Annotated in this window: 9 protein-coding genes; 3 read left to right on the forward strand and 6 right to left on the reverse strand. The window is 61.3% G+C overall.

Annotated features, from left to right (window positions below):
• Positions 1-1,572 (forward strand): TerC family protein, encoded by a 1,572-nt coding sequence (locus tag OSW16_RS12150; protein ID WP_241805761.1) that lies wholly within the window; start codon positions 1-3, stop codon positions 1,570-1,572.
• Here OSW16_RS12150 and rarD read toward each other — a convergent pair.
• Together rarD and OSW16_RS12160 are read right to left on the reverse strand one after the other, a co-directional pair.
• Complete coding sequence (gene rarD / locus OSW16_RS12155; protein ID WP_241805760.1) at positions 1,535-2,422, reverse strand: EamA family transporter RarD; 888 nt, start codon at positions 2,420-2,422, stop codon at positions 1,535-1,537. The genes OSW16_RS12150 and rarD overlap by 38 nt on opposite strands.
• Before the next feature lie 32 nt (positions 2,423-2,454).
• Entirely contained in the window at positions 2,455-4,041 is a 1,587-nt protein-coding gene (locus OSW16_RS12160; protein WP_267823429.1) for an EAL domain-containing protein, read from the reverse strand.
• A gap of 297 nt (positions 4,042-4,338) precedes the next feature.
• Here OSW16_RS12160 and hppD point away from each other — a divergent pair, with 297 nt between their 5' ends.
• Entirely contained in the window at positions 4,339-5,415 is a 1,077-nt protein-coding gene (gene hppD / locus OSW16_RS12165; RefSeq protein ID WP_241805758.1) for a 4-hydroxyphenylpyruvate dioxygenase, read from the forward strand.
• Between the two features lie 16 nt (positions 5,416-5,431).
• Here the strand turns inward: hppD and OSW16_RS12170 are convergent, their stop codons facing one another.
• Both OSW16_RS12170 and OSW16_RS12175 read right to left on the reverse strand, forming a co-directional pair.
• On the reverse strand, positions 5,432-6,238 hold the full coding sequence (locus OSW16_RS12170; RefSeq protein ID WP_267823432.1) for a CSS-motif domain-containing protein: 807 nt from the start codon (positions 6,236-6,238) through the stop codon (positions 5,432-5,434).
• A gap of 134 nt (positions 6,239-6,372) precedes the next feature.
• A complete protein-coding gene (locus OSW16_RS12175) occupies positions 6,373-7,056 on the reverse strand; it encodes a type 1 glutamine amidotransferase domain-containing protein (protein ID WP_267823434.1) in 684 nt (227 codons plus the stop codon).
• A 278-nt stretch (positions 7,057-7,334) separates the two neighbouring features.
• On the opposite strand from OSW16_RS12175, the gene OSW16_RS12180 reads away from it, so the two are divergent.
• Positions 7,335-9,323: a hybrid sensor histidine kinase/response regulator gene (locus OSW16_RS12180; protein WP_267823436.1), complete on the forward strand. Its 1,989-nt coding sequence runs from the start codon at positions 7,335-7,337 to the stop codon at positions 9,321-9,323.
• 5 nt (positions 9,324-9,328) lie between these two features.
• Here the strand turns inward: OSW16_RS12180 and OSW16_RS12185 are convergent, their stop codons facing one another.
• Together OSW16_RS12185 and OSW16_RS12190 are read right to left on the reverse strand one after the other, a co-directional pair.
• Positions 9,329-10,942 (reverse strand): response regulator, encoded by a 1,614-nt coding sequence (locus OSW16_RS12185; RefSeq protein ID WP_267823438.1) that lies wholly within the window; start codon positions 10,940-10,942, stop codon positions 9,329-9,331.
• Positions 10,943-11,034: 92 nt separating this feature from the next.
• Complete coding sequence (locus OSW16_RS12190) at positions 11,035-12,090, reverse strand: tetratricopeptide repeat protein (protein WP_267823440.1); 1,056 nt, start codon at positions 12,088-12,090, stop codon at positions 11,035-11,037.
• Positions 12,091-12,151: the final 61 nt, after the last annotated feature.

Below are 12,151 nucleotides of genomic sequence, written 5' to 3' on the forward strand. Positions count from 1 at the left end.
ATGGAATGGCTAGCCGACCCCACGGCCTGGCTGGGCCTGTTGACGCTTATCGTCCTCGAGCTGGTGCTGGGTATCGACAACCTGGTGTTCATCGCCATCCTGGCCGACAAACTGCCGCCGCATCAGCGCGATCGCGCGCGGGTGATCGGTCTGAGCCTGGCGCTGATCATGCGCCTGGGCCTGCTGGCCAGTATCTCGTGGATGGTCACCCTGACCGCGCCGTTGTTCGAGGTGTTCGGCAAGAGCTTCTCCGGCCGTGACCTGATCATGCTGTTCGGCGGTGTGTTCCTGCTGTTCAAGGCCACCATGGAGTTGCATGAACGCCTCGAAGGCCATGTCACCCAAGCCAGTGGCGCGGTGCGCCATGCCGCGTTCTGGCCCATCGTGGCGCAGATCGTGGTGCTCGACGCCGTATTCTCGCTCGACGCGGTGATCACTGCAGTGGGTATGGTCGAACACCTGTCGGTGATGATGATCGCGGTGATCTTCTCGATCGGCATCATGATCGTCGCCAGCAAGCCGCTGACCCGCTTCGTCAACGCCCACCCGACGGTGATCATGCTGTGCCTGGGCTTCTTGATGATGATCGGCTTCAGCCTGACCGCCGAAGGCCTGGGCTTCCATATTCCCAAAGGCTATCTGTATGCGGCCATTGGTTTCTCGATCCTGATCGAGCTGTTCAACCAGCTGGCGCGTGCTCGCCGCAAGCGAAGCCTGCAGCAGCACCGGCCACTGCGTGAGCGTACCGCCCACGCCGTGCTGCGCCTGCTCGGCGGGCGCAGGGTGGAGGCTGACGAGGTCGGTGAGGAGATCGCTGACCTGGTCGCGGGCGGTGAGGAACATGTGCTGTTCGACCGCCGTGAACGGGTGATGATCAGTGGTGTGCTGAACCTGGCCGAGCGGCCGATCCGCACGGTGATGACTGCCCGTACCGAAGTCGACGTCCTCGACCTGGCGCAGCCTGCGGCGACGATTACCGAAGCGTTGGCCAACTCACCTTACTCGCGCCTGCCGCTGATCCGTGACGGCCGCATCGATGAGCCGCTGGGCTTTGTGCACAAGAAAGAACTGCTCAAGGAGCTGCTCTCTGGCAACCAGCCAGACCTTGAGCGCATGGCCCGGGCGCCGTTGAACCTGCTGGAAAGCTTCAGCATCCTCAACGCGCTGGAGCAGATGCGCAGCCAGTCGACGCACATCGCCTTCGTGGTGAACGAATTCGGTGACTTCACCGGCCTGCTGACCATGACCGACATTCTCGAGTCGATCGCCGGTGAGCTGCCGGATGCCAGTGAGGTGGAAGGCCCGGCGATCGTCGAAGACGCTGATGGCTTCGTCGTCAGCGGCGCGCTGAACCTCAGCCAGGTGCAGGCGCGCACCGGCTTCAGCGCGCGTGCGACCGAAGATTACCAGACCCTTGCCGGCCTGGTGATGAGCCTGCTCGACCGCCTGCCGGTGGTCGGTGACCACCTGGCCTGGAACGGCTGGAGCATGACGGTGGTGGCGGTGGAAGAACGGCGGGTGCGCCAGGTGCGCCTTAAACCGAACGGCGACGTTGGCGCAGCAGGTGCTTGAAACCCTCAAGCACCAGCACCAGGACCGCGGCCCAGATCGGCAGGTAAGTCAGCCACTGATCCGGGCCGATCGTCTCGCCCAGCAGCAGCGCTACGCCCACCAGCAGCACCGGTTCGACATAGCTGAGCAGGCCGAACAGGCTGAACGGCAGCAGTCGGCTGGCCAGCACATAGGCGATCAGGGCTGAGGCACTGATCGCGCCAAGCAGTGGAATCAGACCGTACAGGCCAGGATGCGCAACCAGGTCAGCACTGGACAGCGGGCCTTGGCTGACGAAGTACAGGGCCCAGGGCAGCAACAGGCACATGTCGCACCACAAGCCGCCCAGGTGGTCGGTGCGGCAGCGCCGGCGCAGCACGAAGTAGACGGGGTAGCCGATCATCACCAGCATGGTTTCCCAGGCGAAGCTGCCGTGCTGGTAAAGCTCGTGCGCCACGCCCAGCGCAGCGCAGGCCACCGCCACTTTTTGCAGGCGTGACAGGCGTTCGCCGTACACCAGGCGCCCCGTCAGCACCATCGCCAGCGGCAGCAGGAAGTAGCCCATCGACACCTCAAGGCTACGCCCGTGCAGGGGCGCCCAGAGGAACAGCCACAGTTGCACGCCCATCAGCCATGAGGTGCCCACCATGCCCAGCAGCAGCGCTGGGGTCTGGCGCACGCGCGCGAGCAAGTCACCGACCCGTTTCCAGTCTTTGCTGGCCAGCATGAACAGTGTGAGGCAGGGCAGCGTCAGCAGCGTGCGCCAGCCAAAGATTTCTTCGCCATCGAGCGGAGTGAGCAGGGAGGTATAGAAGTACATCACGGCGAACAGGCAGGAGGCCATGACCGAACAGAGAATGCCTTTTGACACGAATGCCTCGAATAGCGGGGTGGGCGGTGGGATCAGCCGCGCATGATCTCAGGGGCCGCGTCATGCGGCAACCGCGGCACGCCTGGTCGCGTGGCCAGTGCCTGGAGAAATTGCGCTGCCGGCATTGGCCTGGCGAACAGATAGCCCTGCTGAAAGTCCACGTCATACCGGGCCAGATAATCGCGCTGCACTTCGGTTTCCACGCCTTCGGCAACGATGCCCAGGCCCAGCTTCCCCGACAGTTCGATGATGCTGTCGAGGATATGCTGTGACAGCGCATCACCGCCGATCATTGCCACGAAGCTCTGGTCGATCTTCAGGTAGTCGACCTTGAACTGGCGCAGGTAATTGAGGCTGGACTGGCCAGTGCCGAAGTCGTCCAGTGCGATCATCACGCCCATCTCATGGAGCTGTTCGAACAGTTCGAGGGTCACTGCGCTGGCCTCGATCAGTTTGCGCTCAGTCAGCTCCAGCGTCAGCACCACCCGCCCGGGGGGGAAGTGTTCGAGGAACGTGCGGCAGTCGTCGATCAGGGCCAGGTCACGGCAGTGATCGGCCGTGATGTTGATGCCGATGTGGAAGCCGTCTTCCAGCAATGCTGCGTAAGGCGCCAGGCTTTGTGCGGTGTGCTGCATCAGAGCTCGGGTCATGTCGACGATCTGGCCGCTGTGTTCGGCATAGGGAATGAACAGGTCGGGGCGCACCAGGCCTTCTTGCGGGTGGTCCCAGCGCATCAGCACTTCGGCGCCAGCCCAGCGATAGTCGCCCTTGCGCACCACCGGCTGGAAAAACGGCAGGAACTCGTCGGCTTCCAGCGCGCGGCGCAGTTCGGCGCGGGGGGAATTGGCGCGGCGAATTTGCCAGCGGCAGGTGCAACCGGCAGCAACACCGAGCAACAGCAGCAAGCTGAGCAGTGCCGGGTAGCGGCTGCGCAGTAATTCGCTGCGTTTGTCGGCGGTGTAACCGCCGTGGACGCTGAAAGGGTAGTGCGTCGACCCGAGTGTCACGTCGCCAATGGCTGCAGGGGGTGGCAGGCCTTGATGCACCACGCCATCCTTGCCCATCCACGCCGTGCCGACACGCAAGTGCAGTGCCTCGCTGGGGCCGATAAGGCGCAGCGCGGTCAGCAAATGGTCGCCATCGACGGTGGTGATGGCGCCTCGGTCGCCGTCACTGGCCCGATACACCAGCAATGGGTGCCCCGGTGTCACGGAGTTGCCGTCCATCAGCCACAGCTTTCCATCGCTGTAGTCGCGGGGGTCCACCGGCTCGTCGAATTCGCCGAACAGCGAGGTGCAGTACAGCGTGTCTTGCCGGAACAGGTTGGTCGAGCGCACGAAAGCGTTGCGCGTCACCTCTTTACGCAAGGCCAGTTCGGCTTGCGCGCACGGGCTGCCCGCCAATGGCAGCAGCGTCTGAGCGGCACCGGAAAGGCTGTCGAGAATATGCTCGACCTGTTCGACCACTTGCCGTGTGGTGGCCTGGCTGCTGGCGCGCAGTTCGCGCTCGATTTGCCAGTGCATCACGATCAGGCCGAACGCCAGGGGCAAGATGCCAACGCCCCAAGGGAGGAGGGTGCGCCAGCTCCAGCGGGCGGGTCTTTTACTGCGCAGGGGCATGTTGGCGTAATCTTGACTTGAAATGACTGAGGATAGCCGTTTGTCGTCGCAGCCGGAGAACAAATGCGCGACAAAGAAATTTACGCACTGTAGAATCGGTTTACGATTACAACAATAAGGTCTTTCATCACTGAAGGATCATCCCCACCGAGAATGGGAATATATGACAAACCAAGGGTTCAAGCTGATCATTGGTGACTATCTCGCCAGAAGCGTGCGCGGCATCCCCTGCTCGCCGCCATTTTCGTACCACATCCCCGGCACACAATAATTTTCGCTGCAGATGAGGACACGAACATGGCTGATATCTTCGACAACCCTATGGGCCTGATGGGCTTTGAATTCATTGAACTGGCATCGCCAACCCCAGGCGTTCTTGAGCCCGTCTTCCAGATGCTCGGTTTCACCAAGGTCGCCACACACCGCTCCAAGGACGTGCACCTGTATCGGCAAGGTGGCATCAACCTGATTCTCAACAATGAGCCGAAAAGCATCGCCTCCTACTTTGCAGCCGAGCATGGGCCGTCAGTGTGTGGCATGGCGTTCCGCGTGCGCAACGCTCATGAAGCCTACGCCCGTGCCCTGGAATTGGGCGCCCAGCCCGTCGAGATCGAAACCGGCCCGATGGAACTGCGCCTGCCGGCGATCAAAGGCATCGGCGGCGCCCCCCTGTACCTGATCGACCGCTTCGAAGAAGGCAGCTCGATCTATGACATCGACTTCAACTTCATCGAAGGCGTGGACCGCAATCCGGCCGGCGCAGGGCTGAAGATCATCGATCACCTGACTCACAACGTGTATCGCGGCCGCATGGCTTACTGGGCCGGCTTCTATGAAAAGCTCTTCAACTTCCGCGAAATCCGCTACTTCGACATCAAGGGCGAGTACACCGGCCTGACCTCCAAGGCCATGACCGCTCCGGATGGCATGATCCGCATCCCGCTCAATGAGGAGTCGTCCAAAGGGGCGGGGCAGATCGAAGAGTTCCTGATGCAGTTCAACGGTGAGGGCATCCAGCATGTCGCCTTCCTTACCGATGACCTGCTCAAGACCTGGGATGCACTCAAGGGCTACGGCATGCGCTTCATGACTGCACCGCCGCAGACCTATTACGAAATGCTCGAGGAGCGCCTGCCAGGGCACGGTGAGCCGGTTGACCAACTGCAGGCTCGCGGCATTCTGCTCGACGGCGCCTCCGAGGCCGGCGACAAGCGCCTGCTGCTGCAGATCTTCTCTGAAACCCTGCTCGGGCCGGTGTTCTTCGAGTTCATCCAGCGCAAAGGTGATGACGGGTTTGGCGAAGGCAACTTCAAGGCACTGTTCGAGTCGATCGAGCGCGACCAGGTTCGCCGGGGCGTGCTCGACGTTCAATAACTGAACTGTACCGCCGTCACTTTTTTGGGGCGGCGGTACGTTCCGCTTTACGCCACTGCCTGAACAGCCCCCAGTAGACGATCGACCCTGTAATGATGCCGATCAACGTAAGCGATGGCAGCATCTGCATCAGCATATGGCGCCTTTCATCAGCGGCAAAGCCGTCCGGGTAGCCGACTTTCACGGTGTAGCCGTACTTGTCCGATTTCCCGGTCATTGAAAACTCGGACTGCGAGGGGCGGGCAGGGTCCCGGCTGTCGCCATCGGCCCAGATGTAAAAATCCCCGAACTCCAGGAGCAGCACCAGCCCGGTTTGAAATGCGCGCAGTTCGTTGCGCAGTTCCAAGCCGGAGGTCGATGCGATCACACTCAGATTTTCATCACGAAGCTGGTAGGCCACAAGCACTTCATTGGGCGCTGCGGGCGAGTCGAAGATCAGTTGCACCGGAGCCTCAAGGTCAGGCGAAAACCGGTTTTGTGCACTCGGCGGAACCAGCGTGTCACAGTACGTACGGCCATCGACAGCCAATGCCAGCGCTCGCAGGTATCGAACATCCTGAATTTGTTTCAGCAAGTGCGTCCTGGCTGTCTCGCAAGCACTGCCCGCCAGTGGCATTGCCGCCAAGGCCGCGTCGTGCAAGCGGTTGAGGGACAGATCAATGGAAAAAATGGCTTCCTTCAACGATACGCGAGCCGTCTCTTTGAGCTTGTTATCGTGCTGGTAGATCATCACCATCAAGCCTGACGCAACGGGTATCAAACTGATCGCCAGTGTCAGCAGCAGCGCCATCATGCTGCGACCGAGAACCTTGAATTTCGACATAGGACTGCAGCCCTCCTGGTTCGAATTGTCCGAGATGGACAATTGACCGGAGAGCCTATGTTTTCTGCGTAGTCGCCACTGTAATCCCCAACCGTGTTTGAGTGAGGATTCGCGCGGTTGGCGCGTAAGAATGATTACGGCTTGAGCGCCTGGAGCACTTTCTCTGCCAGTGAATGCGTCGAGGCGGGGTTTTGCCCTGTGATCAGGCGGCCATCACAGACCACGAAGGGCTTCCAGGGATCATCATGTTTGCTGTAACTGCCCCCTCGTGCGACCAGTTCGTTTTCGGTGAGGAAAGGCACCACCTCCTCAAGCTCGGCAAGCTTTTCTTCGGTATTGGAGAATCCGGTGACCTGTCGGTCCTTGAGCAGCAACTTGTTGTCACTGAGCTTGATGTTCAGCAGCCCTGCGACGCCATGGCACACGGCGGCCACCACGCCGTCGTTCTCGTAGATCCTGCGCGCCAGCGCCTGCAATTGCGGGTCGTCAGGGAAGTCCCACATCACACCATGGCCGCCGGTGTAATACATGGCACAGTATTCCTCTGCCATGACCTGGCCGGGGCTTAGCGTGGTGCCCAGGCGGTTCATGAATGCCTTGTCGGTGTAGTAGCGCCAATCCAGCTCGGGGGCCATCTGCAAGCTGTGCGGATCGATTGGCACGTATCCGCCGCCAGGGCTAACGTAGTCCACTGGATGACCTGCTTGCTCGACCGCGTCTACAAAATGCACAGCTTCACCCAGCCATAAACCGGTTGCGCGATTCAGGGTCGGATATTTGGCGGTATTGGTCAGTACCACCAGAATTTTCTTGCTCATCACGGCACTCCTGCCTGTAATCGAACGGGGAAGCCAGCACATGGCGCGGGAAGCCAATAAAGCATAGCTGGCGTTGGAAACACTGGCGGTGCATCGCTGTCAAAATCCCTGCAACCCGCATACGGCCTATTGCAGCGCTTGACCATGGAGTCGATGATGCAGGAGCACGTCCTTGAACCTTGAGCAACGGTGGAACCCACGTTTTGGCCGATAACAGTACACCTTGCGATATCTCTGCCCGTGGCGTGGCATCGTCTGCCCCACAGTCGACGGCTGGCATGCGAGAGAAAATCGTGGAGTTCGACTGGCGGGATACGGACCTGGGGCCTTTGCCGCACTGGGATGCCACCTTGCGCATTGCGATCGACATGATGCTGACATGGTCATTTCCCAGTGCCGTGGTCTGGGGGCCGAATATGAACGTTGTTCATAACGACGCCTACGTAGCGCTGATCGGTGACCGGGACCAGGCGCTGGGCATGCGTTTCGATGCGTTGTGGAAGGGCGTCTGGGGCGATATCGGCCCATGGGTGTTCAAGGCGCTGGGAGGTACTACCAGTTTTGTCGAGGATCAGCCTCATCAGATCACCTGCGCAAAGTCGGGAGCCGAGGGGTGGTTCGTGTTCAGCTATGCGCCGATTCGTGACGAGCAATATGAAGTTGTCGGCATGCTGCATACGGTGATCCCGAGCTCTGCCAGCGCTGCAGTGCATGACAGGTGGCGCGAACAGGCGCAGTCATTCGAGCGGCAGATAGCGCGATACATTGCTGACCGCGATTACATCTGGCGTCTTTCACGTGATGTCATGATCACGGTGAGCCTGGACCTCATGATGATCGGGGCAAACCCGGCCTGGCATCGCGCCCTGGGCTGGAGCGAGCTTCAGATACAGGGCATGTCGATCCTGGACCTGGTTCACCCGGCCGACAGGGAAGAAGTCGAGGCAGCTGCAATCGATTTCGTCAACGGCACAGGGCCTGCAGAGCTTGAAACACGTGTGCGCCATGTCGACGGGCATTACCGCTGGTTCCACTGGAGTGGCAGCTTCGACGGTTCGGTGCTGACTGCCGTGGGGCGGGACATTACAGCCGACCGTGAAGAGGCCATGCGCCAGTCCCAGATACTGTTGCGCAACACCCAAAGGCTGGAGGCTGTCGGTCAAGTGGCTGGCGGCATGGCTCACGAGATGAACAACCTGTTGTCAGGTATCGGCGGCAGCCTGGAGTTGCTGCAACGGCGTCTGAGCCAAGGCCGGACGGAGGCTATCGAAGGCTACGTGGAGATGGCGCGCGATTCGGTGCAGCGCGCCATGAGCCTTACCCACCGCCTGCTGGCGTTCTCCCGCCATCAGCCCCTTGCCCCGGCACCTTTGAACGTGAATGCCCACCTGACCACCCTGGAGCCGATGTTGCGCCATGTACTTGGGGCTGAGGTGTCTCTGTCGTGGCAAATGGATGTCGAGCCATGGACCGTGTGCCTGGATGCCGGCCAACTGGAAACCACCCTGATCAATCTGTGCGCCAATGCTCGTGAAGCCTGCCTGTGCCGGGGCAATGTTGCGATTCGCACGATCAACACACGGTTGACCTCGGCGTTTCCTGAAGAAGGAGGCCTCCCGCCGGGGGACTACCTGGGGCTGCAGGTGATCGACGATGGCCACGGCATGCCGGCCGAAGATGTGGCCAGGGCCTTTGAGCCGTTCTTTACCAGCAAACCGATTGGGCGTGGCTCTGGGATGGGGCTGGCGATGGTGCATGGCTTCGTCGGGCAATCAGGCGGTTATGTGTGGATCGAATCGTCACACGACCAAGGTACGAAGGTCTGCATGCTGTTCCCGCGAAGCCTGGAAGCGATACCGCAAGCCCCTGCTGTGCCAGTACCGCAGGCGTCACGGGCAAGCGGGCAGCGGGTGTTGTTGGTCGACGACGAGCACAGCCTGCGTGCAGTCATGGCCGAGTATCTGCGCGAGCGGGGTTTTACCGTCAGTGATGTGACAGACGCCAATTCCGCGCTGGAGTGTTTTCGTCATAAGGGCCCGTACGAACTGGTCATCACCGATATCGGGCTGCCTGAAGGCTTCAGTGGTCGCCAGATGGCCAGAGCCATGCGCGCCATTACCCCTGACCAGAAGATACTGTTCATTACCGGCTATGTGGATCAGCCGCTGGAGCCGCACATACTGGACGTGCCAGGCACGGCGCTGTTGATCAAGCCCTTCGAATTGTCGACCTTGGCCAACCAGGCGCTGTTGTTGCTGGACGACTGAGGCCCTCAGGCCTCACCGAAAATCTGTTTCACTCGGGCATGCAATTGTGCCAGTTCGAAGGGTTTGCACATCAGTTGCATGCCTGCGCCGAGAAAACCCTCCCGTGCCATTGCCGTTTCGGTGTAGCCAGTGATGAACAATATGGGCAGATGCGGGTGCAAGGTACGGGCGATTTCTGCCAATTGCCGGCCGTTCATGCCTGGCAGGCCGACGTCACTGACCAGCAGGTCGATCGCCTCGGAAGAGCGCAGTATTTGCAGGGCCTCACTGGCATTGCCGGCACTGCGGCACGGGAAGCCCTGCTCCTGAAGGGTCTGGCACAAAAGCTGTCGCACATCCGGGTCATCCTCGACCACCAGTACCGTGCGGCCGTTACGCCGTGGAGGAGGAGGCGCTGCGGGTGCCTGCGCTTGTTCCTGCTCCAGGTGGCGCGGCAGATAAAGGTCCACACGGCAGCCCTGGCCAATCTGGCTATGCAGTACCACATGCCCATGGGATTGCTTGCTGAAGCCGTAGACCATCGACAGGCCCAGGCCGATACCTTGGCCCACCGGCTTGGTGCTGAAGAACGGCTCGAAGGCATGTTCGAGTGTGCTCTGCGACATGCCTTGGCCTTCGTCGGTGACGCTCAGGCAGGTATAGTCGCCCGCCGCCAGGCTGCCATCGGCGAACGGTTGCGCGGTGACCTTTCGATTGCTGGCTTCGACAAATACCGTGCCGCCGTTGGGCATCGCCTCGCAGGCGTTGTGCAGCAAGTTGTCCAGCGCTTCTTGCAATTGTGTGTCGTCGCCGGCCACCGGCCAGGTGTCTTCCGGTACTGTCAGTTGCAGTTTCACGCCCGGTTGCAGCACGGCCTCCAGCCGCTGCGGCTGCAGCAGTGCCCGAAGGTCGATGCGACGGCTATGCAGCGACTGGCGGGAGGAAAACGCCAACAGACGATGGGTGAGGCGTGCTGCGCGTGAAACGGCCTCCTGTCCCCTGTGCAGCAGGCTTTCAAGCCCCTTGGTGCTGCCCTGTTTCACCCGCCTGTCGATCAGTTCGAAACTGCCCCCGATGCTGGTCAGCAAGTTATTGAAATCGTGTGCCACACCGCCGGCCAATTGCCCGATGGCGTCCATCTTGCGGGTCTGGTGCCGCGCTTGCTCGGCGCTCTGCAGTGCCTCGCTTTGCGCTTCCAGGCGTTGCTCCAGGTCCAGTAACTGGTCGCGCGCCAGATACTGGCGGCGACGGTGACGCAGCGCCACCTTGATCAGCGCCAGTAGCTGTTCATTTTCGAACGGAACGGCCAGCAGGGTCAGGTTGCCCAGTGGATGGTCGGCGGGCGTGCAGGGGCTGGTTGAGTTCTGCGGGCTTTGCGTGAGCATTACGATGGGCAGGTCCGACCAAGGCGGTTGATGGTCGATGAAAGCCTGCAACAGGCCGCTTTGGCTGCCGTTGAGCATGTGTTCGTCGATGACCACCAAGCCCGCGCCACTGCCCAGCCCATCTTGCAGGTGGGTCATGTCACGCGAACACAGGCACTCGATGCCAGCGCTCGTCAGAAACGTCGAGGCGTGCGTGGCAAGTTGCCTGGGTGCCAGAATCAAGGCACGTTCGTCCAGCGACAGCGACCTGGCCAATGCGATTCTCCTTGGGGGCTGCCATGTCTGGCCAAGCCGTGAGTGGTCCGATACCCACTGGACCACAGGCAATCGCTTGGGGTTCAACGCATCTAGAGCCCTTGTTGCAGAAATGGATCGTCCGGGTTTTGCCGCTCCAGTTCGGCAAGCAGCACCTGAACGTTCTGCAACTGCCCTGTTTCTTTCCAGTATTGAATCAGCAACACCCGCGCCCGGCGATTGGCCGGTTGCCGGTTGAGCAGCGTCTCGAGCTGCTTTTGCGCTGCATCGGACTGTTCCAGGTCGTGCAGGGTCACTGCCAGGTTATAGCGATAGTCGGCATTGTCCGGCTCCAGTTCGACTGCGCGGGACAACGCGAGCAGGGCGAACTCGCGCTGGCCATGGCGGATCAGCCAGCGGCCCAGTTCGTGTTGCAGGAAGGCCGAATCCGGACGCAGCGCCAGTGCCTGGGCCAGTACCTGCCGGGACTGGTCATGCTGGCCTTGACGTTCGAGCAAGCGGACCTGGGTCGCCAGGGCCTCGAGGTTGTCGGGGTTGGACGCCAGGCTGCGTTGCAGGGCGGACGCGGCCCCGTTGTAGTCATTCTCGTGCAGGTACAGGCGTGCCAGGTGGACCTGGGCCGCAGCATCCTGGGGCTGCTGCTCCAACGTTTGCTGATACTGCTCCAGCGCCGCCTGCAGTGGGCCGAAGTACAGGCCTATGGCGTCGGGGTCCAGGCCAAGCAAGGCATCGACGGCGGCAAAGCGAACGCTTTGCTCGGCATCATCGAGCAGTGGGCCAAGCACCAGGCTGCGTTGTGCGGCAGGCAGCAGGCGGCGGATGCTGGCGATCGCTGCACGACGGACCAAGGGCTCATCGTTTTCCAGGTCCATGCGGGCCAGTTTCAGCGCTTGTGGCGAGGGGTAATTGGGCAGCTCGGCATACAGGGCGGCGCGACGGATCGGCGCCAGGTCGGTGCGTTGCAGTTGCTGGTAGAGCACGCGGGCGGCGCCCGGTAGGCCATCATGCGCCTGGCGCAGGGCTTTGGCGTAGCTGTGCGGCGGTAATGTCGGTTGTGCTGGCGGGGTATCCCGGCGCAGGTAAGCGATGCCGACTGATACCAGAATCAGCAGAAACACAGCGATCAGGTAGCGGCGGCGTGTGGACATCGGAAGGGGCCATGGCGGAAGAAGTGGAAGCTTGGGGCAGATTGGCCTGGGCTGCAAGGGC

Source organism: Pseudomonas putida (genome assembly GCF_026625125.1).
Lineage (GTDB): Bacteria > Pseudomonadota > Gammaproteobacteria > Pseudomonadales > Pseudomonadaceae > Aquipseudomonas > Aquipseudomonas putida_X.

Coding starts and splice junctions, on each gene's coding strand:
- OSW16_RS12150 (WP_241805761.1), top strand. CDS start 1: ATGGAATGGCTAGCCGACCCCACGGCCTGGCTGGGCCTGTTGACGCTT.
- OSW16_RS12160 (WP_267823429.1), bottom strand. CDS start 4,041: ATGCCCCTGCGCAGTAAAAGACCCGCCCGCTGGAGCTGGCGCACCCTC.
- hppD (WP_241805758.1), top strand. CDS start 4,339: ATGGCTGATATCTTCGACAACCCTATGGGCCTGATGGGCTTTGAATTC.
- OSW16_RS12170 (WP_267823432.1), bottom strand. CDS start 6,238: ATGTCGAAATTCAAGGTTCTCGGTCGCAGCATGATGGCGCTGCTGCTG.
- OSW16_RS12175 (WP_267823434.1), bottom strand. CDS start 7,056: ATGAGCAAGAAAATTCTGGTGGTACTGACCAATACCGCCAAATATCCG.
- OSW16_RS12180 (WP_267823436.1), top strand. CDS start 7,335: ATGCGAGAGAAAATCGTGGAGTTCGACTGGCGGGATACGGACCTGGGG.
- OSW16_RS12190 (WP_267823440.1), bottom strand. CDS start 12,090: ATGTCCACACGCCGCCGCTACCTGATCGCTGTGTTTCTGCTGATTCTG.